Source organism: Gordonia sp. CPCC 205515, assembly GCF_048537925.1.
Lineage (GTDB): Bacteria > Actinomycetota > Actinomycetes > Mycobacteriales > Mycobacteriaceae > Gordonia.
On record NZ_JBCLVJ010000008.1, the window covers coordinates 43364 to 69543 of the forward strand.

The 26180-nt window shown below is 69.0% G+C and carries 20 protein-coding genes; 17 read left to right on the forward strand and 3 right to left on the reverse strand.

What is annotated here, in order from left to right:
• Nucleotides 1-4: 4 nt before the first annotated feature.
• Nucleotides 5-868 carry a neutral zinc metallopeptidase gene (locus tag AAFP30_RS12285; protein WP_419230210.1) on the reverse strand — a complete coding sequence of 288 codons (864 nt, stop codon included), beginning with the start codon at nt 866-868 and terminating at the stop codon, nt 5-7.
• A 143-nt stretch (nt 869-1011) separates the two neighbouring features.
• On the opposite strand from AAFP30_RS12285, the gene aspS reads away from it, so the two are divergent.
• The 6 genes from aspS to AAFP30_RS12315 all read left to right on the forward strand — a co-directional run bounded on the left by aspS (nt 1012) and on the right by AAFP30_RS12315 (nt 12567).
• Entirely contained in the window at nt 1012-2796 is a 1785-nt protein-coding gene (aspS, locus tag AAFP30_RS12290) for an aspartate--tRNA ligase (protein WP_419230211.1), read from the forward strand.
• Between the two features lie 73 nt (nt 2797-2869).
• On the forward strand, nt 2870-6301 hold the full coding sequence (locus AAFP30_RS12295; RefSeq protein WP_419230212.1) for a DUF2126 domain-containing protein: 3432 nt from the start codon (nt 2870-2872) through the stop codon (nt 6299-6301).
• Nucleotides 6298-9030 carry a circularly permuted type 2 ATP-grasp protein gene (locus AAFP30_RS12300; RefSeq protein WP_419230213.1) on the forward strand — a complete coding sequence of 911 codons (2733 nt, stop codon included), beginning with the start codon at nt 6298-6300 and terminating at the stop codon, nt 9028-9030. The genes AAFP30_RS12295 and AAFP30_RS12300 overlap by 4 nt, the downstream gene beginning before the upstream one ends.
• Before the next feature lie 14 nt (nt 9031-9044).
• Nucleotides 9045-9908 carry a transglutaminase family protein gene (locus tag AAFP30_RS12305; RefSeq protein ID WP_419230214.1) on the forward strand — a complete coding sequence of 288 codons (864 nt, stop codon included), beginning with the start codon at nt 9045-9047 and terminating at the stop codon, nt 9906-9908.
• A gap of 105 nt (nt 9909-10013) precedes the next feature.
• Nucleotides 10014-11174 carry a hypothetical protein gene (locus AAFP30_RS12310; RefSeq protein ID WP_419230215.1) on the forward strand — a complete coding sequence of 387 codons (1161 nt, stop codon included), beginning with the start codon at nt 10014-10016 and terminating at the stop codon, nt 11172-11174.
• Between the two features lie 25 nt (nt 11175-11199).
• Complete coding sequence (locus tag AAFP30_RS12315) at nt 11200-12567, forward strand: replication-associated recombination protein A (protein ID WP_419230709.1); 1368 nt, start codon at nt 11200-11202, stop codon at nt 12565-12567.
• Here AAFP30_RS12315 and AAFP30_RS12320 read toward each other — a convergent pair.
• The gene (locus AAFP30_RS12320; protein WP_419230216.1) at nt 12553-13035 is read right to left on the reverse strand and encodes an OsmC family protein; all 483 of its coding nucleotides are present in this window, start codon (nt 13033-13035) and stop codon (nt 12553-12555) included. The two genes, AAFP30_RS12315 and AAFP30_RS12320, sit on opposite strands and share 15 nt — an antisense overlap.
• Before the next feature lie 34 nt (nt 13036-13069).
• Here AAFP30_RS12320 and alaS point away from each other — a divergent pair, with 34 nt between their 5' ends.
• From alaS to aroB, 8 genes are all read left to right on the forward strand, one after another.
• Entirely contained in the window at nt 13070-15766 is a 2697-nt protein-coding gene (gene alaS, locus AAFP30_RS12325; protein WP_419230217.1) for an alanine--tRNA ligase, read from the forward strand.
• Nucleotides 15763-16209, forward strand: coding sequence for a Holliday junction resolvase RuvX (gene ruvX, locus AAFP30_RS12330; RefSeq protein ID WP_419230218.1), 447 nt, complete (start codon nt 15763-15765; stop codon nt 16207-16209). Before alaS ends, ruvX begins: the two co-directional genes overlap by 4 nt.
• A 31-nt stretch (nt 16210-16240) precedes the next feature.
• Nucleotides 16241-17902 (forward strand): endolytic transglycosylase MltG, encoded by a 1662-nt coding sequence (locus AAFP30_RS12335; RefSeq protein ID WP_419230219.1) that lies wholly within the window; start codon nt 16241-16243, stop codon nt 17900-17902.
• 4 nt (nt 17903-17906) lie between these two features.
• On the forward strand, nt 17907-18737 hold the full coding sequence (locus AAFP30_RS12340) for a shikimate dehydrogenase (protein ID WP_419230220.1): 831 nt from the start codon (nt 17907-17909) through the stop codon (nt 18735-18737).
• Between the two features lie 120 nt (nt 18738-18857).
• Complete coding sequence (locus AAFP30_RS12345; RefSeq protein ID WP_419230221.1) at nt 18858-19253, forward strand: prepilin peptidase; 396 nt, start codon at nt 18858-18860, stop codon at nt 19251-19253.
• Nucleotides 19241-20455 carry a chorismate synthase gene (aroC, locus tag AAFP30_RS12350; RefSeq protein ID WP_419230222.1) on the forward strand — a complete coding sequence of 405 codons (1215 nt, stop codon included), beginning with the start codon at nt 19241-19243 and terminating at the stop codon, nt 20453-20455. Before AAFP30_RS12345 ends, aroC begins: the two co-directional genes overlap by 13 nt.
• Nucleotides 20452-21003, forward strand: coding sequence for a shikimate kinase (locus AAFP30_RS12355; RefSeq protein WP_419230223.1), 552 nt, complete (start codon nt 20452-20454; stop codon nt 21001-21003). Before aroC ends, AAFP30_RS12355 begins: the two co-directional genes overlap by 4 nt.
• Entirely contained in the window at nt 21000-22118 is a 1119-nt protein-coding gene (gene aroB, locus AAFP30_RS12360; protein ID WP_419230224.1) for a 3-dehydroquinate synthase, read from the forward strand. Before AAFP30_RS12355 ends, aroB begins: the two co-directional genes overlap by 4 nt.
• Here the strand turns inward: aroB and AAFP30_RS12365 are convergent.
• Nucleotides 22115-22618, reverse strand: coding sequence for a B-4DMT family transporter (locus AAFP30_RS12365; protein ID WP_419230225.1), 504 nt, complete (start codon nt 22616-22618; stop codon nt 22115-22117). The genes aroB and AAFP30_RS12365 overlap by 4 nt on opposite strands.
• A 54-nt stretch (nt 22619-22672) precedes the next feature.
• Here AAFP30_RS12365 and AAFP30_RS12370 point away from each other — a divergent pair, with 54 nt between their 5' ends.
• From AAFP30_RS12370 to nusB, 3 genes are read left to right on the forward strand one after another with little or no spacing between them, the layout of a single operon-like run.
• Entirely contained in the window at nt 22673-23797 is a 1125-nt protein-coding gene (locus AAFP30_RS12370) for a M24 family metallopeptidase (protein ID WP_419230226.1), read from the forward strand.
• Nucleotides 23798-23829: 32 nt separating this feature from the next.
• Complete coding sequence (efp, locus tag AAFP30_RS12375) at nt 23830-24390, forward strand: elongation factor P (protein WP_419230227.1); 561 nt, start codon at nt 23830-23832, stop codon at nt 24388-24390.
• Nucleotides 24391-24400: 10 nt separating this feature from the next.
• Nucleotides 24401-24928: a transcription antitermination factor NusB gene (gene nusB, locus AAFP30_RS12380; protein ID WP_419230228.1), complete on the forward strand. Its 528-nt coding sequence runs from the start codon at nt 24401-24403 to the stop codon at nt 24926-24928.
• Nucleotides 24929-26180 lie beyond the last annotated feature (1252 nt).

The window sequence follows — 26180 nt, forward strand, 5'->3', positions numbered from 1 at the left end:
GGCGTCACAGATCGTTCGTCGCGAACGTGTCGCACTGGCGCGGATCGCCCGACTTGTAGCCGATGCCGAACCACCGCACCCGCTGCTGCGCCGAGCCGTGGGTCCAGCCCTCGGGATTGGAGTTGGCGCCCTGGATGGTGTCGTCGCCGATCGCCTTGGCGGTCTGCACGACGTCGGCGATCTGGTCCTGCGTCAACGGCTCCAGCATGGCGTCGGGGCCCTTGTCCGAGTGATACGCCCACACCCCGGCCAGGCAGTCGGCCTGCAACTCGATGCGCACCGACCCCGACTTCGGGCCCTGCGCACCCATCCGGTTGCCCTTGCTCAGCACCCCGGTCAGGTTCTCCACATGGTGGCCGTACTCGTGGGCGATGACGTACTCCTGCGCCAGCGCGCCATTGCTGCCGCCCATGCGTCGAAGCATGGTGAAGAACGACGGGTCGATGTAGATCGTCTGGTCGGCGGGGCAGTAGAACGGGCCGGTGTCCGAGGTCGCCGGACCGCAGCCGGTGTTCACCGATCCGGAGAAGATCTTGGTCTGGGGTTTGGTGTAGCCCGGCAGCTGCTCCTCCCACACCTTGTTGACGCTGTTGACCGTGGCCACGATCCGGCAGACGTCGTCGGTGTTCGCCTTCTCGATCGTGCAGGACTGGATGTGCTGATCGATCTCACTCGATCCCTGCGACGACATGCTGTCGGAGGTGGTCGTCCCACCGGTGATCGATCCGGGATTGATACCGAAGAACAAGGCGATGAGGGTGAAGATCAGGCCGGCGCCGCCACCGACTGCGATGCGGCCCATTCCGCCGCCGCCTCCGCCACCGGAAATGGTGGACGTATCCAGCGGTCCGCCGCCTTGAAATGTCATGGTGCTCCTCACCTGATCTCGCCGATCAGCATATTCGGCGAGACCTCTCCAGTAGCCGGATCGTGGAGAACTTGGCTGCGAACGTAGGATTGGGCCCGATCAACCTGCATCACGCTCATTGCCCTTTGGGAAGGACATCGTCAGTGCTCCGCACGCATCTCGCCGGTTCGCTTCGCCGTGCCGACGCCTCGCAGACCATCACCGTCGCCGGTTGGGTCGCCCGTCGTCGAGACCATGGCGGGGTGGTGTTCATCGACCTGCGCGACAGCTCGGGCCTGGTTCAGGTGGTGTTCCGGGACGAGGCCGTCGCCGAGGCCGCCCACCGCCTGCGCGCCGAGTTCTGCGTCGCCGTCACCGGCGTCGTCGAAGAACGTCCGGCCGGCAGCGAGAACCCGAACCTGCCGTCCGGCGAGATCGAGATCAACGCGGTATCCCTCGACGTGCTCAACACGTCGGCGCCGCTGCCGTTCCAGCTCGACGAAGCGCCCGGTGAAGAGGCCCGCCTCAAGTACCGCTACCTCGACCTGCGGCGCGAAGGCCCCAACCACGCGCTGAAGCTGCGGTCGAAGGTGAACGCGGCGGCCCGCGGTGTGCTCGCCGACCACGACTTCACCGAGATCGAGACCCCCACCCTGACCCGGTCGACCCCCGAGGGGGCCCGCGACTTCCTGGTGCCCGCACGCTTGCAGCCCGGCACTTTCTACGCCCTCCCGCAGAGCCCGCAGCTGTTCAAGCAGCTGCTCATGGTCGCGGGCATGGAGCGGTACTACCAGATCGCCCGCTGCTACCGCGACGAGGATTTCCGCGCCGACCGGCAGCCCGAGTTCACCCAGCTCGACATCGAGATGAGCTTCGTCGACCAGGACGACGTCATCGCCCTCGCCGAGGACGTCCTCGCGGCGCTGTGGAAGCTGATCGGCGTCGAGATCACCACCCCGATCCCGCGCATGACCTACGCCGACGCGATGCGGCGCTACGGCTCGGACAAGCCGGACCTGCGGTTCGACATCGAACTCGTCGAATGCGCGGAGTACTTCAAGGACACTCCGTTCCGGGTGTTCCAGTCGCCGTATGTCGGTGCGGTCGTCATGCCCGGCGGGGCGTCGCAGCCGCGTCGTCAGCTCGACGCCTGGCAGGAATGGGCCAAACAGCGCGGCGCCAAGGGCCTCGCGTATGTCCTCGTGCAGGAGGACGGCACGCTCGGCGGACCGGTGGCCAAGAACCTCTCCGACGCCGAACGCGACGGCCTGGCCGCGCACGTCGGTGCCAAGCCCGGTGACTGTGTGTTCTTCGCCGCCGGTGCGGTCAAGGCGTCGCGGGCGCTGCTCGGCGCCGCGCGCGGGGAGATCGCCGACCGCCTCGGCCTGCGCAAGGACGGGGACTGGGCGTTCACCTGGGTCGTCGACGCGCCGCTGTTCGAGCCGGCCGACGAGGCCACCGCATCCGGCGACGTCGCCGTCGGCTCGGGCGCCTGGACGGCGGTGCACCATGCGTTCACCTCGCCCAAGCCGGAGTCCATCGACATCCTCGACACCGATCCGGGTGCCGCGCTGGCCTATGCCTACGACATCGTCTGCAACGGCAACGAGATCGGCGGCGGATCGATCCGTATCCACCGCCGCGACGTGCAGGAGCGGGTGTTCGAGATCATGGGCATCAGCCACGACGAGGCGCAGGAGAAGTTCGGCTTCCTGCTCGACGCCTTCGCCTACGGCGCACCCCCGCACGGCGGCATCGCGTTCGGCTGGGACCGCATCACCGCGCTGCTGGCCGGCGAGAACTCGATTCGTGAGGTCATCGCGTTCCCGAAGTCCGGCGGCGGCGTCGACCCGCTCACCGATGCGCCCGCCGCGATCACCGCGCAGCAGCGCAAGGAATCGGGCATCGACGCAAAGCCGGTGCCGCGGAAGGTGGCCGACGCCGAGTGATCTGTGCCGCGCGACGCGTGACGCGCCGCGCAAACTCGGCATCGCACGGTCATCTGTGATCTGATTTCACACCATGACCATCAAGGTGGCCCTCGAGCATCGCACGAGTTACGCATTCGATCGCCCGGTCAAGATCTACCCGCATGTGGTCCGCCTGCGACCGGCTCCGCACTCGCGGACGCCGATCGAGGCGTACTCGCTGAAAGTCGAACCGCCAGAACACTTTCTGAACTGGCAGCAGGACGCGTTCAGCAACTACATGGCACGGCTGGTCTTCCCGGAACCGGCCACCACGCTGTCCATCACGGTCAGCCTGGTGGCCGACCTGACGGCGGTCAACCCGTTCGACTTCTTCATCGAGGATTGGGCCGAGAACTACGGGTTCGTCTACCCCGAAGACCTGCGCAACGACCTGGAGATCTACCTGCGCCCGGTCGGACCCGACCCGTCGATCGTCGAGTTCGCCGAACGCTACCGGCCGACCGGCACCATCCGCATCATCGACTTCCTCGTCGCCCTCAACCAGGCGGTGAACCAGGCGGTCAACTACACCGTCCGCCTCGAGGCCGGGGTGCAGGCACCCGAGTACACGCTGTCCAGCGCCATCGGCTCCTGTCGTGACTCGGCATGGCTGCTCGTCGCGCTGCTGCGGCAACTCGGCCTCGCGGCCCGGTTCGTCTCCGGGTACCTCGTGCAGCTGACCTCCGACGTCAAATCCCTCGACGGCCCGTCCGGCCCCGACGCCGACTTCACCGACCTGCACGCCTGGACCGAGGTCTACCTGCCCGGCGCCGGCTGGGTCGGCATGGACCCGACGTCGGGACTGTTCGCCGGGGAAGGTCACATCCCGCTGGCCGCCACCCCGAACCCCGGCGGTGCCGCACCGATCACCGGCGCGACCGGCCCGTGCCACGCCACGCTAGACTTCTCCAACACGGTCACCCGCTTCCACGAGGACCCGCGCGTCACCCTGCCGTACACGCCGCAGCAATGGGACCGGGTCACCGTGCTCGGCGCCGAACTCGACACCAAAATGGCCGAGCGGGACGTGCGCCTGACCATGGGCGGCGAACCGACCTTCGTGTCCATCGACAACCAGACCGATCCCGAATGGCTGACCGACGCCGACGGCCCGCATAAGCGGCTGCTGGCCTCCCGGTTGGCCGAACGGCTGCGCGGCGCCTACGCGCCCACCGGACTCGTGCAACGGAGCCAAGGCAAGTGGTATCCGGGAGAACCGTTGCCGCGCTGGCAGATCGGACTCTTGTGGCGCACCGACGGCCAACCCATCTGGCACCAACCGGAACTACTGGCCGATCCGTGGTCGAGCATCGAACAGACCGAGGCGAGCATCGAGGTGGAGACCACCGGTACCGCCGACGACACCGCGGTGCAGGCCCCGGCCACCCTCGACGCCGCGCACGGCCTGCTGACCACCCTCGCGACCACCTTCGGCCTGCCACCCGAGCAGGTACAGCCGGTGTACGAGGACCCGCTGGTGCGGCTGGCGGCGCTGATGAAGCTGCCGCCCGGCAAACCCGCCGACGATCCGGCGGCCAACGCCGCGGTGACACAGGCGCGACTGACCGCGGCGGCCGAGGCCGACGAGGATGAGGAACCCGCCGAGGTCGTCGACAGTTCGGCCGCGCGGCAGGCGTTGCTGGACAAACTCGATGCCGCCGTCGACCTACCCGCCGCCTATGTGCTGCCGCTGTCCCGGTCGGAGGACGAGACGCGCTGGCAGAGTGCCCGGTGGGTCACCCGCCGCGGACGGCTGGTGCTGACCGAGGGCACCTCGCCCGCGGGTCTGCGGTTGCCGCTGGGCTCGCTGTCGTGGGGGCCGGAACCCACGCTGTTCGAGGCGGACCCGACCGTGGCGACGGGGGAGTTGACACCGCCGACCAGCGAGGCGGGCGGCGAGGCGATCGTGGGAGAGGACGCACCCGTCCCGCGGACCGCGGTGGTCGCCGAGGTGCGTGGCGGGGTGCTGTATGTCTTCCTGCCGCCGACGGCGACCCTCGAGGAGTTCCTGGCCATCGTCGGCGGCGTCGAGGCCGGTGCCGCGGCAGTGGCCACGCCCGTCGTCGTCGAAGGCTATGGACCGCCGTCGGACGGCCGGTTGCAGTCGCTCACTGTCACCCCGGATCCCGGCGTCATCGAGGTCAACATCCAGCCGACATCGTCGTTCGGCGAACAGTCCGACCTGCTCGAGGCGCTCTACGAGCACGCCCGCCACACCCGGCTGGGTACCGAGACCTTCGACCTCGACGGCAGTCACGGCGGCACCGGCGGCGGCAACCACATCACCCTCGGCGGCACCACGCCCGCCGAGTCGCCGATGCTGCGACGCCCCGACCTGCTGGTGTCGATGCTGACCTACTGGCAGCGGCACCCGTCGCTGTCGTACCTGTTCTCCGGCCGGTTCGTCGGCACCACCTCGCAGGCGCCGCGCGTCGACGAGGGACGGGAATCGTCGCTCTACGAACTCGAGATCGCGTTCGCCGAGATCGACCGGCTGTCGGAGAAGGGGGAGGACGGTGGCCCGCCGAATCCGTGGGTCACCGACCGGGCGCTGCGGCACCTGCTGACCGACATCACCGGCAACACGCACCGAGCCGAGTTCTGCATCGACAAGCTCTACAGCCCGGACTCCGCGCGTGGGCGTCTCGGGCTGCTGGAACTGCGGGCCTTCGAGATGCCGCCGCATCACCGGATGGCGATGGTGCAGTCGCTGCTGGTGCGTTCGTTGGTGTCCTGGTTCTGGGATCAGCCCTACCGCGGACGCCTCATCCGGCATGGCGCAGACCTGCACGGCAAGCACCTGCTGCCGCACTACGTGATCGCCGACATCGCGGCCGTCGCCGAGGATCTGCGGGAGGCAGGCTACCCGTTCGACACCGCCTGGCTCGACCCGTTCACCGAGTTCCGCTTCCCGCGGCTGGGTACCGTGCAGATCCGTGAGCACGAGGTGGAACTGCGCGGCGCGATCGAACCCTGGAACACCCTCGGCGAGGAATCCACCGGCACCGGCACCGCCCGCTACGTCGACTCGTCGATCGAACGTGTCCAGGTGCGCGTGCAGGGCGGCGACGACGATCGATACCTGTTGACCTGCAATGGGTTTCCCGTTCCACTCACCCATACCGGGCGTACCGGGGAGCGGGTCGCGGGCATCCGGTTCCGGGCATGGCAACCGCCGAGCGCGCTACATCCGAGCATCACCATCGACACGCCCCTGACCTTCGACCTCATCGACACCGTCTCGTCGCGCTCGGTCGGCGGTGCCACCTACCACGTCGTGCACCCCGGTGGCCGCGCCTACGAGAAGCCGCCGGTCAACGCCGTCGAGGCGGAATCGCGACGTAACGGACGGTTCGAGGCGGCCGGCCACACCACCGGCGCGATCGACGTCGGACTGCTGCGGGAACGGCAGGCCCGACTGGCCACCGACACCGGGGTCCCCGGGATCCTGGACCTGCGGCGGGCACGTACAGTGCTCCGGTGACCGTTTCGTCGGGTAGTGGACTGCCCGGGGTCTTCGACCGCTACCTCCCCGACAGCGCAGGCACCGCGCCGCACGACGAGATGCTCGATGCCTCCGGCCGCGCGCGGGCCGCGTGGGCGGATCTGATCGCCGGTTACGGCGCCCGCGGTTCCGCGCGGCTGTCCGCGGCGGCGGCGCGACTGACCGAATCGGTGACCGACGAAGGTGTCTTCTACAACGACTTCGACGGCCACGACACCGTCGCCCGCGACTGGCAGGTCGATCCCGTCCCGCTCATCCTCGACGGCGTCGAATGGGTCGAGCTGGAGAAGGCGATCACGCAGCGATCCATGCTGCTCGACCTGCTGCTGAGCGACGTGTACGGGGACCAGAAGACCATCACCTCCGGTCTGGTGCCGCCGGAGATGGTGTTCGGGCATCCCGGTTATATCCGCAAGGCCGCGCGGCTGGAGGTTCCCGGGCCGCACGCCCTGTTCCTGCACGCCCTCGACCTCGGCCGCGGTCCCGACGGCCGGTTCGAGGTCTTCGGCGACCGCACCCAGGCGCCGTCGGGCATCGGCTTCGCCATCGTCGACCGCCGGCTGGTGTCGCGGACCTTTCCGCAGCTGTTCCAGACCTGTGCGCCGCGGGCGATGACCACCTTCGCGGGCACCCTGCGCCTGGCCCTCGTGGACTACGCGCCGCCCGGCGTCGACGACCCGACGGTGGTCGTGCTGAGCCCGGGTGCCATGTCGCAGACCGCGTTCGACCAGTTCTATCTCGCCTCCACGCTGGGTGTCCCGCTGGTGGAGGGCGCCGACCTCACGGTGCGCGACGGCGTCGTCTACATGCGCTCACTCGGCCGGTTCAAGCGTGTCGACGTCCTGCTGCGCCGTGTCGACGCCGCCTACGTCGACCCGCTGGATCTGCGCACCGACTCGCGTCTGGGCGTCGCCGGTCTCGTCGAGGCCATCTCGCGCGGCAACGTCACGGTCGTCAACACCCTCGGCAGCGGTGTGCTGGAGAACCCGGCACTGCACACCGTGCTCGAGGCGCTCGCCCCAGTGCTGCTCGACGAAGATCTCGCCCTCGGGTCGGTGCCCACGCTGTGGGCCGGAGACGACCTGCAGCGCAGCAAGATTCGCGCTGAACTCGATGCCTTGGTGCTGACCAACTTCCACACCGGCGAAGAGGTGATCGCGCCGCTGGTCGACGCCGCCGCACGCACCGACCTGGCCGCCCGCATCGAGGCACAGTCCTGGCAGTGGGTGGCGCGGCTGGCCGAGTCGTACTCGGTGGCGCCGAGCATGACGCCCGGGATGGCCGGGCCGAACGACGGCTGGGTCGGCAGCGGCGTACTGCGGGCCGCACCGGTCGGCCTGCGGACGTTCAGCGTCGCGCAGGGCCCCACTTACGCGGTGATGCCCGGCGGGCTCGGTGCCGTGCTCGCCGATGGCGTGGCCGGGGCCGCGCAGCAAACCGTCGCCGCGAAGGACGTGTGGGTGACCAACGCCGACGTCGGCGGTCACGTGTCCCGGAAGTCGGCCACCCGCAGCGCGCCCGCCGAGGAGGTCGTCGAGGTACGGCCGGGCCGGTCCACCCGCGACTACTCCGAGGTCGCCGCGGCCGCCAGCCCGCGAGTGCTCTCCGACCTGTTCTGGTTCGGGCGCCACGGCGAGCGCACCGAACTGGTCACCCGGATGGCGAAGGTGTCGCGCGAGCGGTATCAGGACTTCCAGTACCGGCCGTGGATGACCGGATCGGCCGGCATCTCGCTGATGCTGCATGCGGTGGCCACCGTCACCGGCACCGCCGGCTACCTGTCGACCGCGGACCTGGCGGTCGACACGGAGGGTCCGATCGACACGAGGCGGATCTCCCAGGGGCTTGCCACCCTCACCGATCTGACCGTCGCGCGCAGCGTCCCCGGGACCATCGCGCATTCGGTCGATCGGCTGGTCGCCTCCGCGCGCGCCGTCCGCGACCATATGTCCACCAGCACCTGGATGGTGCTCGCACCGGTCGAACGGGCCGTCGAGGAGTTCACCACGCAGGTCAGCACCGGTCATCCGGCGATCGACTGGGCGACCCCCACCGACGGGTCGCTGGATCTCGGGCCCGAACTGGCCCACACCCACGACGAGGTGCTGCACGGGGTGCTGGCGTTGGCCGGTCTGCAGGCCGAGTCGATGGTGCACGACGCCGGCTGGTCGTTCATGGATCTGGGCCGGCGCATCGAGCGGTCCATCACCCTGGCCGACCTGACCTCTGCGCTGTTCGTCACCGCCCACGACCGCGAGGTGGAACAGTCGCTGCTCGAGTCCTACCTGCTCGCCACCGAGTCGTCGGTCATCTACCGGCGCCGCAATCGCGGTCTGTATCAACTCGATGCGGTCGCCGAACTCGTCCTCTTCGACGAGACCAACCCGCGGGCGATGATCTACCAACTCACCCACATGCGCGCCGATCTGACCGCGGTGCCCGAGGAGGTGCGCTCGGCCAACGCCGAACGCATCGTCGAGGAGATGATCGCCGAGTTGCGCCGCTCGGATCCGGCCGACCTGTGCGAGATCAACACCGATGGACGTCGTGCCGACCTCGCCGAGTTGATGAACGCCCTGCGCGAGGGCGCTCGCGAACTCTCCGATGTGCTCACCCGCACCCGCTTCGCACCTCCGCTCGAGGCGAAGCCGATCTGGGGTGGCGGCCTGGACATCGGGAGCCCAGACAGCAGCGGGGGCGTCGCGTGAAACGTCGCTACCGCGTGTACCATCGCACCTGCTACAGCTACGACGACGTGGTGTCGTCGTCGTACGGCCGGTGCTATCTGACGCCGCGGGAACTGCCGCACCAGCACGTCGTCGAGGCGCAGGTGCAGATCGAGCCCGAACCGGACGACTGGTCCACCGGCGTGGACGTCTACGGCAACAGCGACTCCTACTTCCATGTCCGCAGCAACCACGAGGACCTGGTGGTGACCGCCACCTCGCTCGTCGATGTGGACCCGCCCGACGCCGGGCTGCTCATGTCGGCGGCGGCGCTCGGGCCGTGGGAGCAGGCGCGGCCCCGGGTGCAGGGGAGCGCAGCCGCCGAGGCGGTCGAGTTCACCATCGACCTGAACCCGCCGGAGATCACCCCGGCCGTCGTCGACTACGCCGCGCAGGTCTTCACCCCGGGCCGACCGCTGATCGAGGCGGTGACCGATCTCACCACGCGGATCTTCCACGACTTCACCTACAAGTCCGGGTCGACGGCCATCAGCACCCGGGTGGACACCGTGCTGGAACGACGGATGGGTGTGTGCCAGGATTTCGCGCGGGTGGCGATCGCCTGCCTGCGTTCGGTGGGTCTGGCCGCCCGCTACGAATCCGGCTATCTGGCCACCGACCCGCCGCCGGGCACCGAACGGATCTTCGGCGCCGACGCCAGCCATGCGTGGGCCGCGGTGTGGCTGCCCGGCGACCACTGGATCGCGTTCGATCCCACGAATGACAAGCTCGTCGACGAGCGGCACGTCACCGTCGCGTGGGGTCGTGACTACGACGACGTCCCGCCGCTGCGCGGTGTCATCTATACGGATTCCAAGAAGAGTCGGATCGATGTCTCGGTGGACGTCAGTCCTGTTTAATCTTCCGTTAGCGTTGCTTAATGCGCTGTGCGAGAGTGGATTTGATTGCAGATGGGTTAACCCTCGTGACGTTGCGCACCGCCATTGGGTAGGTTGGTTGGTGATATGACGGTAATTACTGAAAATCGCATCACGAGCGTGGTGCGCGCGGCCGAGGCAGTTCTTTCGCATCGGGCCGGGTCTCCGGTAGCCCTCGCCGATCCGGAGGATCTCGGCGGCAGTGGACGCACCATCGTGGTGCGCGCCCGGGTGTTGGTGAACCCGCTCTCGATGGATCGCACCCTGGTCATCAAGGCGCTGCCCGACGACGAGGACCCGAGGGCGTTCCACCGTGAACTCGCGTCCTACAAGTACGCGACCGCGCTGCCCACCGAGTCCCGGCCGGGTCCCCAGCTCATCGCCTCCGACCCGGAGGTGCGGTTGCTGGTGCTCTCCGATCTCGGTCACGGGCGCTCGATGTCGTCGTTGCTCACCGGGACCGACGCGGTCGAGACGTCGCACGCGGTCAGCGCCTGGGGACAGGCACTGGGCCGGATGCACGCGGACACGTTCGGTGGCGAGGGTGACTACCGTGCGTTGCTGCGGCGTGGCGCCGGCGGCCTCGAAGACGCCGATGCCCTCGGGGAGGCCGCGGTGCGGGCTGTGGCCGACGCCCCGGCGCTGACCGACCGGCTCGGCGTCGACCTGCCCACCGAGATCCACGACCGGCTCCGCTCGGCCTGCCTGCTGTTCACCGAGGGGGAGCATCGCGCGTTCAGTCCGTCCGACGTGGGTCCGGAGAACATCATGCTCAACGACCTGGGCGTGCAGTTCATGGATTACGAGTGGGGTGGTTTCCGCGATGCCACCCTCGACATCGCGTACGCGCTGGTCACCTGCGGCACCAAACTCCGGCATGCCGACGCCGAGCGTCGTACCGAGCTGGAGATCTCCATGGTCGACGCGTGGCGCTCGGAGGTGTCGGGCATCTGGCCGGTCTTCTCCCACGACCGGGAGGCGACACGACGCATCCTTGCCGCGCGGCTGCTGTGGAAGTGGCTCTCGACGGTGTGGATGCTGCCCGCCGACGGCGCGGAACACGTGTCGGCGATCCACGTGACGGCCGCCGGCTACACCCACGACTGGGCACTGCACACCAACGACCCCCGGGTCATCGTCACCCGCTGGACCAGTCTGTCCACCGCCGCCACCCGCGCCGGTGAACCGGTGATCGCCGAATTCGCGACCCAGGTGGCGGCCGCGTTGCAGCGGCTCTGGCTCGACTGAGGTCGGCTTGCCCGAGAACTCCGCGATGGACGGCCTGTTCGACACGCCGTCACCCGGCCCCGCTCCGGTGACCACCGGGGGTGGCCTGACCGCGCCACCTCCGGCGACCGCGCCACTGGCCGTGCGGATGCGTCCGCAATCGCTCGACGAGATCGTCGGGCAACAGCATCTGCTCGGTTCCGGGTCGCCGCTGCGTCGACTCATCAACGGGTCGGGTGCGGCATCGGTGCTGCTCTACGGGCCGCCCGGCACCGGAAAGACGACGATGGCCGCGCTGATCTCGCGGGCCACCGGTGGCCGGTTCGAGGCGCTGTCGGCGCTCTCAGCGGGCGTCAAAGAGGTGCGGGCGGTCATCGACGTCGCCCGCCGTCGACTCATCGAAGGACAGCAGACGGTGCTGTTCATCGACGAGGTCCACCGCTTCTCCAAGACCCAGCAGGACGCGCTGCTCGACGCCGTGGAGAACCGGATCGTGCTGCTCGTCGCCGCGACCACGGAGAATCCGTCGTTCTCGGTCGTGTCGCCGCTGCTGTCGCGGTCGCTGGTGCTGCAACTCCGCTCGCTCGCCGACGACGACATCCGCGAGGTCCTGGCGCGCGCGGTCGCCGACCCGCGGGGTATGGACGGTCGCGTCGAGGTCACCGACGCCGCCTACGATCATCTCGTCGCAGTCGCCGGTGGCGACGCCCGCCGCGCCCTGACCGCGCTCGAGGCCAGCGCCGATGCCGCCGAATCCGGCATCCTCGACGTCGCCGACGTGGCCGCCGCGATCGACCGCGCCGCAGTCCGCTACGACCGGGACGGCGACCAGCACTACGACGTCACCAGCGCGTTCATCAAGTCGATCCGCGGCTCCGACGTGGACGCCGCCCTGCATTACCTGGCCCGGATGATCGCGGCCGGGGAGGACCCCCGGTTCATCGCCCGCAGGCTGATGATCCACGCCAGCGAGGACATCGGCATGGCCGATCCGATGGCCCTGCAGACCGCGGTCGCCGCGGCGCAGGTCGTCGCGCTCGTCGGGATGCCAGAGGCCAAACTCGCGTTGGCCCAGGCGACCATCCATCTGGCCACCGCACCCAAATCGGCGGGTGTGGTGTCGGCGATCGGGGCGGCGCTCGCCGACGTCGAGGCAGGCAAATCCGGTGCGGTGCCCGCCCATCTGCGCGACGGGCATTACGCGGGCGCCGAGAAACTCGGCAACGCGGTCGGTTACCGCTATCCGCACGACGACCCGGACGGGGTCCTTGCCCAGCAGTACGCACCCGACGACCTGGTCGGCGTCGACTACTACCAGCCGACCGATCACGGTCACGAACGCGAGATCGGCGCACGCCTGGGCCGGCTGCGGACGATCGTGCGGGGTGCGGTCAGCCGGTCACGTCGTCGCTGATACCCCGGCGACCCGAACCTTCGGTTCGTGGCGCACCGGGAAGTTGACCGAACTCGCGATGAAGCACCGGGAGTGGGCATCGTCGTGCGCGGCGACGGCGTCGTCGACCTTGGCCGCGTCGGTGATGTGCACGCGGGGATGCAGGATCACCTCCCGGAAGTGGCCGCCCTTGCCCTCCTGGTCCATCACCCCGACGGCGTCGTCGACATACGACGTCACCACGACGCCTCGCTCCACACACGCGTGCAGATACGACAGCATGTGGCATTGGGCGAGGGCGGCGACGAGCATGTCTTCGGGATTCCAGCGGCCCGGATCGCCCCGGAAGATCGCGTCCGCGGACGCCAGTATGTCCGGTTTGCCCGCGACCACCAGCTTGACCGACCGGTCGTAGTCGCGGTAACCGGAGGTTCCGGTGCCGCGGTTGCCGGTCCAGGAGGCCGTGAGTGAATAGCTATGCTCACCCATGTCCACAGTGTGCGCTTCGGTACCCTGGTATGTCGTGCAGACCCACGAAATCCGCCAGCGCTTTCTCGATCACTTCATCAAGGCGGGCCACACCGAGGTGCCCAGCGCCTCGCTGATCCTCGACGACCCCAACCTGTTGTTCGTCAACGCCGGCATGGTGCCGTTCAAGCCCTACTTCCTCGGGGAGCAGACCCCCGAGTTCTCGCGCGCCACCAGCGTGCAGAAGTGTGTGCGCACCCTGGACATCGACGAGGTCGGCATCACCACCCGGCACAACACCTTCTTCCAGATGGCCGGCAACTTCTCCTTCGGCGACTACTTCAAGCGCGAGGCCATCGGGTTCGCCTGGACGCTGCTGACCAACAGCGTCGCCGACGGCGGCTACGGCATCCCCGCCGACAAACTCTGGCCGACGGTCTACCTCGACGACGACGAGGCCGAGGCCATCTGGCGTGACGAGATCGGTGTTCCGGCCGAACGCATCCAGCGTCGCGGCATGAAGGACAACTACTGGTCCATGGGCGTGCCCGGACCGTGCGGGCCATGCTCGGAGATCTTCTACGACCGCGGCCCCGCCTACGGCGTCGAAGGCGGTCCGGAGGCCGACGAGGACCGCTACATCGAGATCTGGAACCTCGTGTTCATGCAGAACGTCCGCGGCCCCGGCGGCGGCAAGGACGGCTACGAGATCCTCGGACCGCTGCCGAAGAAGAACATCGACACCGGTATGGGCATCGAACGTGTCGCGTGCCTGCTGCAAGGCGTCGACAACGTCTACGAAACCGACCTGTGTCGGCCGATCATCGACCTCGCCGCGCAACTCACCGGCCGCGCCTACGCGGCCGGCAACCACGACGATGACGTGAAGTTCCGGGTCATCGCCGACCACGCCCGCACCGCGGCGATGCTCATCGGCGACGGCGTGCTGCCCGGCAACGACGGACGCGGCTACGTGCTGCGTCGCCTGTTGCGCCGCGTCGTGCGCTCGGTGCGCCTCCTCGGTGCGGATCAACCGACGATGGGGGCGTTCATCGAACTCGTCATCGACACCATGTCGCCGTCGTATCCGAACCTGGCCGAACAGCGCAAGCACATCGTCGATGTCGCCGTCGGCGAAGAGATCTCCTTCTCCAAGACCCTCGCCGCCGGCTCCAAACTGTTCGCCGACGCCGCCGCGGCCACCAAGGCCGCCAACGCCTCGACGATCACCGGCGACGACGCATTCACGCTGCACGACACCTACGGATTCCCGATCGACCTGACCCTCGAGATGGCCGCCGAAGCCGGACTCGACGTCGACCAGCAGGGCTTCACCGAGCTGATGGCCGAACAGAAGCAGCGCGCCAAGGCCGACGCGACCGCCCGCAAGACCGGGCACGCCGACCTGTCGGTCTACCGCGAGTTCCTCGACCGCGGACCGACCGTCTTCACCGGTTTCGACGAACTCATCTCCGAGGCCAAGGTCCTCGGACTCGTCGCCGACGGCGCACGGGTGACCTCCGCCGCGCCCGGCACCGAACTGACCGTCGTGCTCGACCGCACCCCGCTCTACGCCGAGTCCGGTGGGCAGATGGCCGACGTCGGCACCATCACCACCGGCGACGGGGTGCGACTGCGGGTCACCGACGTGCAGAAGGCAGGCAAGTCGGTGTGGCTGCACAAGGTCGTCGTCGACGAAGGGGAGATCGCGGAGGGTGACGAGGTCATCGCCGCGGTCGACCAATCCTGGCGACATGGTGCGACACAAGGACATTCGGGCACCCACATGGTGCACGCCGCACTCCGCGAGGTGCTCGGTCCCAGCGCCACCCAGGCCGGCTCATTGAACCGGCCCGGCTACCTGCGGTTCGACTTCCACTCCGGAAAACCGTTGTCGGAGAGCCAGCGTCGCGAGATCGAGGAGATCAGCAACGCCGCCGTCGAGGCCAACTATGCCGTCAACACCTTCGAAACCGGTCTGGCCGAGGCCAAGTCGATGGGCGCGGTCGCGCTGTTCGGCGAGAACTACGGCGACGTCGTGCGGGTGGTGGAGATCGGCGGCCCGTTCTCCATGGAACTGTGCGGCGGTACGCATGTCGCGTCGTCGGCGCAGATCGGTCCGGTCACGCTGATCGGCGAGTCGTCGGTCGGCTCCGGGGTGCGCCGCGTCGAGGCCTACGTCGGCATGGACTCGTTCCGCTACCTGTCCAAGGAGCGGGCGCTGCTCGCCGGGCTGGCGTCGTCGCTGAAGGTCCCGTCGCAGGAGGTACCCGGCCGCGTCGAGCAGCTGGTGACCAAACTGCGCGACGCCGAGAAGGAACTGGAGCGGCTGCGTGCCGAGTCCGCCCGCGCTGCCGCAGGTGGCCTCGTCGACGCCGCGGTCACCTCGGGCCAGACATTGATCGTCGGCGGGCGCCTGCCCGACGGAGTCGATGCCGGCAACCTGCGGACGCTGGCCACCGATCTGCGCGGCCGGGTCGCCGACCGACCGGCCGTCGTCGCGGTGTTCTCGAAGAACGACGGGGGAGGCGAGCGAAGCGACGGGGGAAATGTCAAAGTACCGTTCGTCATCGCCACCACCGACGCCGCGCGCGGTCTCGGCATCAAGGCCGGTGACCTGGTCAAGGACATCTCCGGACTCGTCGGCGGACGCGGCGGCGGCAAACCCGATCTCGCGCAGGGCTCCGGCTCGGACGCGTCCGGGATCGACGCCGCGATGGCCCGCATCCGCGAACTCGTGCGGGATCGATGAGCCCCACGGAATCAACGCGGGAACGTGGCCGGCGCCTCGGCATCGACGTCGGGAGTGTGCGGATCGGGGTGGCCGTGTGCGACCCCGATGGCATCCTCGCCACGCCCGTCGAGACGGTGCAACGCACCCCGAAGAGCGACGCCGATGTCGAGCGCATCGCGGTGATCGCCGCAGAGTACGAGGTGATCGGTGTGGTCGTCGGACTGCCCAAAACGCTGCGCAACGAGGCGGGTGCGGCGGCCGACGCCGCGCGGCAGTTCGGGGACGCGCTCGCGACACGCCTGGCGCCGATTCCGATCGATTACTCCGACGAGCGTCTGACCACGGTGACCGCGGCGCAATCGCTGCGGGCGAGCGGTCGGAATGCCAAGTCCTCGCGTGCCGTCATTGATCAGGCGGCGGCGGTCGCTATTCTGCAGGGGTGGCTGGATACGCAACGATGAGTAACGCATGCCTTCTGGGAGGGTGCGCTCGGTGAGCGACGACCACCCACGGCCCCGGCGCCACGAGTTCTCCGACGCCGCGACCGACAAGCTCGACCTCGAACGGTTGCGCTACTTCACCCAACCCTCCGACGAGAAGCCGACGACCCGACATCGTCGTCGGCGCGTCGAGTCGGGTTCCGACCTCACCGACACCGGATCGTTGCGGCCCGCGGTCACCCGTTCCGCGCCCGACGACGCCGACACCGAGTGGACGCGACCCGAACCGCTGCCGGTGCAGTCCGGTGAGTTCGAGGACCCCATGCGGCGTGCGGTGCCCCATCGCATCGCCCCGGCTGCCGTGAACCCCTCTGCCGTGAATCCCTCTGCCGTGAACCCCTCTGCCGTCACCGCGGCTGCCGCACCGACCGCGACGGCGACGCGCACCCACTTCCTCGACACCGAAGAGGACGAGGAGAACGAGCCCGCGCAGCCGCCGCAGAAACCGGCCAAGCCGCGTAAAACGCGCAAGCAGAAGACGCCGAAACAGAAGCGCCCCAAGCAGAATGCGCCGAATTACCTGCGGCGGCGGGTCGTACTCGGCGTTGCGATGGTGTGCTTGCTGGCGCTGGTGGCCGGCGTCGGGTTCGTCGGGCTGCGCAAGCTCGGCGTCTTCGAGAACAACAAGGACTACTCCAACCCCGCGGGCACCGCCGACGTGATCGTCGACATCCCCGACAACTCCACCCTCGCCGACTTCGGCCGCATCCTCGAGGCCGACGACGTCGTCGGCAGCGTGAATGCCTTCGTCAAGGCGGCCAACGGCGAGCCCCTGTCCGGCGGCTACTACAAGATGCGCACCCAGATCCCGGCCGAGACCGCTGTCGACATGATGACCGGCACCGAACACCGCGTCGGCCGCATGGTGGTCCCGGAGGGACTGCAGCTCGACACCAAGGAAGGCATCGACGGCAAGACCACGCCGGGCATCTTCCAGATGATCTCCGACGCCACCTCGGTCACCGTCAACGGCCAGCGGATCGGTGCCAGCATCGACCAACTCGAGGAGACCGCCTCCAACGCCACCGCCGACGAACTCGGTGTCCCGGTGTGGGCGCGCCCGACCGTCAACTCGCTCACCGGTGACCACCGCCGCATCGAGGGCCTCATCGCGCCGGGCACCTGGGAGCGGATCGACCCGAATCAGACGCCGGTGCAGATCCTGCACGACCTGCTTGTCGCGAGTGCCCAACGCTACGAGGAGTGGGGGCTGCTCAGCGCACGCGAACAGAACCTCACCCCGTATCAGACGCTGATCGCCGCATCCGTTGTCGAACGCGAGGTCGCCGATCCCGACGACTACGCCAAGGTGGCGCGGGTGATCGTCAACCGCCTCGACAAGGGTCAGCGCCTCGAGATGGATTCGACGGCCAACTACACCGCCCAGGTCACTAACATCGACGTGCACGGCGAGAACTACTCCGCCGACAACCCGTGGAACACCTACCGGGTGGACGGGCTGCCGGTCACACCGATCGGAGCGGTCGGACAGGCCGCGCTGCAGGCCACCGAACATCCCGCGAGCGGCAAGTGGCTCTACTTCGTCACCGTCGACAACAAGGGCACAACCCTGTTCGCCGACGACTTCGAGCAACACAAGGCCAACCGCGAAAAGGCTTGCGAGAACAAGCTTTTGACCACCGGTTGCAGCTGATCTGATGGATCTGGAAGCACGCCGGGCCGCAGTGCTCGGCTCACCGGTCGGTCACTCACGCTCACCGGACCTGCACCTCGCGGCCTACCGGGCCCTCGGCCTGGCCGACTGGACCTATGACCGCATCGAGTGCACCGGCGAGCAACTCCCCGGCGTGGTGTCGGGAGCGGGCGCCGACTTCATCGGCTTCTCCGTGACCATGCCGGCCAAACTCGCGGCGCTCGCCTTCGCCGACGAACGCACCCCGCGCGCCGAACTGATCGGCTCGGCCAACACGCTGGTGCGCACCGATGCGGGCTGGCGCGCGGATTGCACCGACATCGACGGCATCGCGGGCACGCTGACCGAGGTCGGCGCCGACGCCGCCACCAACCCGACCGCGGTACTCATCGGCAACGGCGGCACCGCGCTGCCCTCGGTGGCCGCCCTCGCCGACGCCGGCTTCACCGACCTCGCCGTCGTCGCCCGCGACGCCGGCCGTGCCGCGCCCGTCACCGCGCTCGCCGAACACCTGGGCATGCGCACCTCTGTCGTCCCGTTCGTCGCCGATGACGCCCTCGCCGAGCGCGCCGCCGCCAGTGGCGTGGTCATCTCCACCGTGCCCGCCGACGGCGCCGCCGGACTCGTCCCCGCGCTCGCCGCGGCACCACGACTGGTGGATGTGATCTACCACCCGTGGCCGACACCACTGGCCGGCGCGGTCACCGCCGCGGGCGGTCGGGTCGTCGGGGGACTGGTGATGCTGCTGCATCAGGCGTTCAGTCAGGTCGAGCAGTTCACCGGCCGGCCGGCCCCGCGCGACGCGATGGCGGCCGCGCTCCTCGAGTCTCGGTAAACGCTCAGGCTCCCATCACATGCTCGGCTTGCATCTCGAGCGTTCGGTGGCAGCCCGAGCGCGGGGAGCACCTGTGGATAGAGTTTCGGCGACCGCCCGGATATGCGGCACCCTCGATGCATGTCGCTGTGGATCGTGCTGGTCTGGCTCTCCCGCATCACCGTCGGTGATCTGCACACCCGTCGTATACCCACGCCGCTGCTGTGGCCGGGCATCGTCGCCACCCTCGCGATGACACCGATCCATCCCGCGATCGGTCTCGCCGCGCTCACCGCCGCGCTGCCGTACCTGGCAGCGGCGTTCGCCGGGCTCGGCGGCGGCGGCGACGTCAAGCTCGCCTTCGTGCTCGGCGGACTGCTCGGCGACGCGGCGACCGGACTGGTCATGGTGCTGCTCGCGGCGGTTTTCGGGGTACTCGCGCATGCCGCACTGCGTCGTCGGGGCCCCCTACCGCATGCGCCCGCGCTGGTCGCCGCGACCGTGTGCCTGCTGCCGTTGGGCGCATGGAACAATTGAGCACTGTGTTGCGCTGGATAACTGCCGGAGAATCCCATGGCCCGGCCCTGGTCGCCATCGTCGAGGGGATGGTCGCCGGAGTGGAGATCACCTCGTCCGACATCGCCGAACAACTCGCTCGCCGTCGCCTCGGCTACGGGCGCGGGGCTCGAATGAAGTTCGAGGCCGACAAGATCACGCTTGTCGGTGGCCTGCGGCATGGTCACACCATGGGTGGACCGGTCGCCGTGGAGATCGCCAACTCGGAGTGGCCCAAGTGGGAAACCGTGATGGCCGCCGACCCGGTCGACCCCGCCGAACTCGAGGGCAGCGCCCGGAACGCGCCGCTGACCCGGCCGCGGCCCGGCCACGCCGACTACTCCGGCATGCTCAAATACGGCTTCGACGACGCCCGCCCGGTCCTCGAACGGGCGAGCGCCCGCGAGACCGCGGCCCGCGTCGCCGCCGGTACCGTCGCCCGCAACTTCCTGCGACAGGTGTTCGGCATCGAGGTGCTCTCGCACGTCATCTCCATCGGCGCCAGCGACCCCTACGACGGCCCGGCACCCCGCTACACCGACCTCGCCGCGATCGACGAGAGCCCCGTCCGGGCGTTCACCAAGGACTCCGAAGAACAGATGATCGCCGAGATCGAGGCCGCCAAGAAGGACGGCGACACCCTCGGCGGCGTCGTCGAGGTCGTCGCGACCGGTGTACCGGTCGGCCTCGGCTCACACGTCAGCGGCGACACCCGCCTCGACGCACGGCTGGCCGGTGCACTCATGGGCATCCAGGCGATCAAGGGCGTCGAGGTCGGCGACGGCTTCACCACCGCCCGTCGTCGGGGGAGCCAGGCGCACGACGAGATGGTGCCCGGCGCCGACGGCGTGCTGCGCTCCACCAACCGCGCCGGTGGCCTCGAGGGCGGCATGACCAACGGCGAGGACGTCCGCGTGCGAGCCGCGATGAAGCCGATCTCCACCGTGCCGCGCGCCCTGTCCACCGTCGACATGTCGACCGGCGAAGAAGCCGTCGCCATCCATCAGCGCTCCGACGTGTGTGCGGTGCCCGCCGCAGGTGTCGTCGCCGAGGCGATGGTCGCGCTGGTCCTCGCGCAGGCTGCGCTCGACAAGTTCGGCGGCGACTCGGCCGCCGAGACCGCGGAGAACCTCGCCGGCTACCTCAAGCACGTCGAGGCGCGACCCCCGCACCCGGCGTCATGACCAGCGAGCGCAAACGCCGACCCGTGGTGGTATTGATCGGCTTCATGGGGGCCGGTAAATCGACCGTCGGCCGGATCGTCGCCGGCCGGCTAGGGGTCGACTTCATCGACACCGACTCCGAACTCGTTCGGCGCGACGGCCGTCCCATCCCGGAGATCTTCACCACCGATGGGGCCGACCGCTTTCGCGAGATCGAACGCGATGTGGTGATCGATGTCCTGCGGTCCCACCCCGGCGTGATCGCCCTCGGCGGCGGCTCGGTGATGACACCGGCGGTCGCCGACGCCCTCGCCGGACATCACGTCGTCTACCCTCGCATCACCGCCGACGGCGGCTTCGCGCGGGTCAAGGACAGCGACCGCCCGTTGATCGCCGGCGACGACCCGCACCTGCGCTACCGCGAACTCCTCGAGGCACGCGACGAGACCTACCACCGGGTCGGCACGATGGCCGTCGACGCGGCGGCCGGCGACCCCGAAGCGGTCGCCGACGTCGTCATCGAACTGCTCGCCGACACCCTCGTCCCGGAAAGGGCTGCCACCACATGACCGAATCGATCCCGGCACCGATCCGCATCGGCGTCAACGCCGGCGCACCGTACGACGTGGTCATCGGCCGCGGCCTGCTCGGCGAGGTCGCCGAGGCGGCCACCGGCGCCGACCGGGTCGCCATCCTGTATCAGCCCACGCTCGCCCAGACCGCCGAGCAGATCCGGGAGTTCTTGGCGGACAAGGGCTTTGACGCGCATCGCGTGGAGATCCCAGATGCCGAGGCGGGTAAGGACCTGTCGGTCGCGGCGTTCTGCTGGGACGTCTGCGGCCGCATCGGACTCAAACGCAACGACAAGGTGATCAGCCTCGGCGGCGGTGCCGCCACCGACCTCGCCGGCTTCGTCGCGGCCACCTGGATGCGGGGCATCGGCGTCATCCACATCCCGACGACGCTGCTGGCGATGGTCGACGCGGCCGTCGGCGGCAAGACCGGCATCAACACCGACGCCGGCAAGAATCTGGTCGGTTCCTTCCACGAACCCGACGCGGTGCTCATCGACATCGCGACCCTGGAGACGGTGCCGCGCAACGAGGTCATCGCCGGCCTGGCCGAGGTCATCAAGACCGGGTTCATCGCCGACCCGGTCATCCTGGACATGATCGAGGCCGATCCGGCCGCCGCCGTCGACCCCACCGGTTCGGTGCTGCCGGAACTGATCCGACGATCCGTGCAGGTCAAGGCCGACGTCGTGTCCGCCGACCTCAAGGAATCCTCGCTGCGCGAAATCCTCAACTACGGCCACACCATGGGCCACGCCATCGAACGCCGCGAACGCTACCGCTGGCGCCACGGGGCCGCGGTGTCGGTGGGTCTGGTGTTCGTCGCCGAACTCGCCCGCCTGGCCGGACGCCTCGACGACGAGACCGCCGACCGGCATCGCCGGGTGCTCGAGTTGGTGGGGCTGCCCACGAGCTACGACGCGGACGCGCTCCCGGACCTGCTGGAGGGTATGGCCGGGGACAAGAAGAACCGGTCCGGGGTGCTGCGTTTCGTCGTGCTCGACGGGCTGGCCAAGCCGGGCCGGCTCGAGGGACCCGATCCGGGGCTGATCGCGGCGGCCTATTCGGCCATCGCCGGCGACCCGAAACCGGCCGGCGGAGTGCTGCTCTAGCTGCTGACGACGTGCCCGGTCTCGTCGCGCTCGGGGTGCACCGACCAGTCGTCATCATCGGCGGCATCGGCCTTGCGCTGCTGGCGGCGGGTGAGCCAGCGGCCCACCGCGACACCGACGAACGCGGGGAAGAAGATGAGCAGCGCGGTGAACGAACCACCGGCGACGACCTCGACGAACAGGTTGGCCTGCCCGATCCCGGCGAACACGAAGTTACCCAGCAGCCAGCCGACGATGCCGGAGAGCAGGCCGGCCAGCAAACCGGCCTGCAGCCAGCGGACGGTGAGGTCGGAGTAGTCGTCGGGGTCCTCATGGGCGCGGGCGTCGGCGATGCCGTCGATGCCACCCCAGATCAGCGCGACGAGGACCACCGCGGCGATGGCGATGGTCTTCCAGGCGGTGGTGTGCAGGGGCGCCTCGACGACGGCGATTCCCAGCAGGACACGGGCGATGACGTGCACGATGGTCATGGTCAGACCGCGCAGCAACCACGAAGACATGCCGACAGGGTAGCCGAACCTAGAACACGTTCGGGTAGACGGTAGCGTTAGCGCATGTCGCCCGCGCCCGTGATCAGCGATTGCCGTGCCCGACGAGATCGTGTCCGGGAAGCCCTGGCCACCGCAGAACAGCCGGTGGACGCCATCGTCATCAGCGATCTCGTCAACGTCCGCTACCTGACCGGATTCACCGGTTCCAACGCCGCGGTCCTGATCTGGGCCGACGACCCGCGCTCGGACCGCATCTGCACCGACGGCCGCTACCTCACCCAGGTGGCCGAACAGACGCCCGACCTGCCGGCCGTCATCGCCCGTAACTGCCTCGTGGAGCTCGTCGACCGGGCCCACGACTCGGGTGGTGCGACGATCGGCTTCGAGTCCGACGTGGTCACCGTCGCCCAGCATGAGGCCCTGCTGGCGCGATTCGAGGAGGCGGGGTCCGGTCCGGAGCTGGTCGGGCGGACCGGCCTGGTGCAGCGCCTCCGGGAGATCAAGGACGCCGGCGAGGTCGAGTTGCTGCGGCAGGCCTGCGCCATCGGCGACCGGGCGCTGGCCGCGATCATCGACCGCGGCGTGATCGTGCCGGGCGCCACCGAACGGGAGGTGGCCCGCACGCTGGAGTGGGAGATGTATGCCCTGGGGGCCGACGCGATCGCCTTCGAGACCATCGTCGCCGCGGGCGCGAACTCCGCGATCCCGCATCACCGGCCCACCGACGACGTGCTGGCCACCGGCGACTTCGTGAAGATCGATTTCGGGGCCGTGGTCGGCGGCTATCACTCCGACATGACCCGCACCTACGTGCTCGGCCGCGCCGCGGACTGGCAGCGGGAGATCTATGACCTGGTCGCCGATGCCCAGGCCGCCGGACGGGCGGCGCTCGAGCCGGGTGCGGATCTGCGCGGGGTCGACGCCGCGGCGCGGTCGGTGATCGCCGATGCGGGGCACGGCGAGCACTACGTGCACGGCCTCGGACACGGCGTCGGCCTGCAGATACACGAAGCGCCGGGAATCGGTGCGCTGGCGACGGGTACACTGCCTTGCGGCGCAGCGGTCACCGTGGAGCCCGGCGTCTACCTCCCCGGCCGAGGTGGCGTCCGGATCGAGGACACCCTCATCGTCACCGACACCGCCCCGGACCTGCTGACCGCCACCGACAAGGCATTCACCGTCATCTGACGGGGCAACAGAACGTAAGGGAAGAGATACACATGGCGAGTACCGCCGATTTCAAGAACGGCCTCGTGCTGCGGATGGACGATCAGCTCTGGCAGATCCTGGAGTTCCAGCACGTCAAGCCCGGCAAGGGCCCGGCGTTCGTGCGCACCAAGATCAAGAACGTGCTCAGTGGCAAAACCGTCGACAAGACCTTCAACGCCGGCGTCAAGGTGGAGACCGCGACCGTCGACCGTCGCGATATGACCTTCCTCTACAACGACGGCACCGACTACGTGTTCATGGACGCACAGGACTACGAGCAGTACTCGCTGTCACCGGCCATCGTCGGCGACGGCGCGCGCTTCCTGCTGGAGAACATGACCGTGCAGGTGTCGCTCAACGACGGCACCCCGCTGTTCATCGAACTTCCGGTGACCGTCGAGATGGAGGTCACCCACACCGATCCCGGTCTGCAGGGTGATCGCTCCACCGGCGGCACCAAGCCCGCCACCATGGAGAGCGGCACGGAGATCCAGGTGCCGCTGTTCATCAATACCGGTGACAAGCTGAAGGTCGACTCCCGCGACGGCAGCTACCTCGGCCGCGTCAACTGACCTGCCTCCCGTGAAACAATCCGGAACCCGACACAAGGCGCGGCGCCGCGCCGTCGACCTGCTGTTCGAGGCCGAGGCCAAGGGTGTCAGCCCCGCCCAGCTGGTCTCCGAGCGGCGCGAATACGTGCGCTCCGACGAGAGCGTCGGTGAGATCCACGACTACACCGCACGGGTGATCGAGGGCCTCTCCGAGGATCAGTCGCAGATCGACGCCGTCGTCTCCTCGCACCTGCGGGGCTGGACGCTGGAACGGCTGCCGGCCGTCGACCGCGCGATCCTGCGGCAGGCGACGTGGGAGTTGTTCAACGCGACCGACGTCGACGAAGTCGTCATCGTGGACGAGGCCGTCGAACTCGCGAAAGAACTGTCCACCGACGATTCGCCCGCGTTCGTCAACGGGGTGCTGGCGAAGATCGCCGAGCTGGCGCCGCAGGTGCGGTCTGCGGCGGCCGCCGGGAGCGTAGCGAGCGGGGCCATTGATGCGGCGGCCGAGAGTGCAGGAGAGTCCGGATCGCGATCTGAGGACGCAGCAGACTAGGTGCCGGCCGCACGAGGTTCGTGACCTCCCGGAACGCGCGCGACACCACCGGGTCCCGCCGGGCCGCGAGCTGCACCCGTCGGACGTAGTTGCCGATCCATGCGGGCGGCGGCGCGAACGTCGCGGTGACCCCGGGTAGCGCCAGGTCGACGCCGGCGGTCAGGGTCCACGCCCGGTCGGTGATGCGGGCGGCGTTCCGGTACCAGTGGTCGGCCAGGCGCTTGTCGTCGAGTCGATATCGGCCGCACAGGGTGCCGAGTTCCACGGCCTGGAGTGCGGCGACGCTCATCCCTTGACCGAACGCCGGGTCGAAACTGCAGATGGCGTCCGCGATCGCGAGGTACCCACGCGGTTTGTCCGGCATGGTCTCGAAGTGTCGGCGGCCGCTCGACGGAATGCTGAAGACCTCGGTCTGTGAGATCGGATCGTGCTCGTCGAGCAATGCCGCGATCTCGGGCGCGACGATCCGGCGGGCGTAGACGCGCAGTCCCGAGACGTCGGTGGGTGGTCGTTCGCCGTAGCCGAACAGTGTGATCCGCCAGGTCGAGTCCTCTTGCGCGATCGCCACGCCGCCCCGTGGGATGGGCGGTACCGGCGCCGACACGACGACGCGTCGTCCATCGAGATCGCTTGTCTGATAAGGGATCTGGATCGTCGAGTACCACAAGTTCAGGCGGATGACGTCGTCGTCGGGAACTCCTAGACCGGCCGCCGACAACCACCGTCGGGCATGCGCCGAACGGCCGGACGAGTCGATGACGAGATCGGCCGACAGTTCGTCGGTGCCGCGGAACTCGACGCCGACGACGCGGTCGTCGATCACCCGCAGTCCGGTGACCGCGATGCCGTCGCGCACCGTGACGCCCGGTAGCGCGCGGACCCGCCGTCGGATCTGTGCCTCCAGGGCAGGCCGCGAGACCGCCAGCCCGCGACGACCCAGCCGGCAGTCGGTCAGCAGTCCGCCGCCGATGTACCACCGGCCGGTCTCGCCGATGTCGCCGTCGCCGAGGGCGCCGGCGGCGACGAGGTCGTCGGTGATGCCGGGCAGCAGGGTCTCGATCGACTCCCGACCGGACGTCAGGAGGCCGTGGACGTGTGCGGCCTGCGGGGTGCCGTGCCGAGCGCCGCGGCGGTCGTCGAGCACATCGCGCTCGATGATCGTCAGCCGATCGACGTGGGGTGCCATCGCGGCCGCGGCGAGCAGTCCGCCGATGCCGCCGCCGATGATGATCACGTGGGACATGAGAACCTC

Bases quoted from the DNA above. Each gene is read 5' to 3' on its own strand.
- AAFP30_RS12285 (WP_419230210.1), bottom strand. From the start codon at position 868: ATGACATTTCAAGGCGGCGGACCGCTGGATACGTCCACCATTTCCGGT.
- AAFP30_RS12295 (WP_419230212.1), top strand. From the start codon at position 2,870: ATGACCATCAAGGTGGCCCTCGAGCATCGCACGAGTTACGCATTCGAT.
- AAFP30_RS12310 (WP_419230215.1), top strand. From the start codon at position 10,014: ATGACGGTAATTACTGAAAATCGCATCACGAGCGTGGTGCGCGCGGCC.
- AAFP30_RS12315 (WP_419230709.1), top strand. From the start codon at position 11,200: ATGGACGGCCTGTTCGACACGCCGTCACCCGGCCCCGCTCCGGTGACC.
- AAFP30_RS12320 (WP_419230216.1), bottom strand. From the start codon at position 13,035: ATGGGTGAGCATAGCTATTCACTCACGGCCTCCTGGACCGGCAACCGC.
- ruvX (WP_419230218.1), top strand. From the start codon at position 15,763: ATGAGCCCCACGGAATCAACGCGGGAACGTGGCCGGCGCCTCGGCATC.
- AAFP30_RS12340 (WP_419230220.1), top strand. From the start codon at position 17,907: ATGGATCTGGAAGCACGCCGGGCCGCAGTGCTCGGCTCACCGGTCGGT.
- AAFP30_RS12345 (WP_419230221.1), top strand. From the start codon at position 18,858: ATGTCGCTGTGGATCGTGCTGGTCTGGCTCTCCCGCATCACCGTCGGT.
- aroC (WP_419230222.1), top strand. From the start codon at position 19,241: ATGGAACAATTGAGCACTGTGTTGCGCTGGATAACTGCCGGAGAATCC.
- AAFP30_RS12355 (WP_419230223.1), top strand. From the start codon at position 20,452: ATGACCAGCGAGCGCAAACGCCGACCCGTGGTGGTATTGATCGGCTTC.
- aroB (WP_419230224.1), top strand. From the start codon at position 21,000: ATGACCGAATCGATCCCGGCACCGATCCGCATCGGCGTCAACGCCGGC.
- AAFP30_RS12365 (WP_419230225.1), bottom strand. From the start codon at position 22,618: ATGTCTTCGTGGTTGCTGCGCGGTCTGACCATGACCATCGTGCACGTC.
- AAFP30_RS12370 (WP_419230226.1), top strand. From the start codon at position 22,673: ATGTCGCCCGCGCCCGTGATCAGCGATTGCCGTGCCCGACGAGATCGT.
- efp (WP_419230227.1), top strand. From the start codon at position 23,830: ATGGCGAGTACCGCCGATTTCAAGAACGGCCTCGTGCTGCGGATGGAC.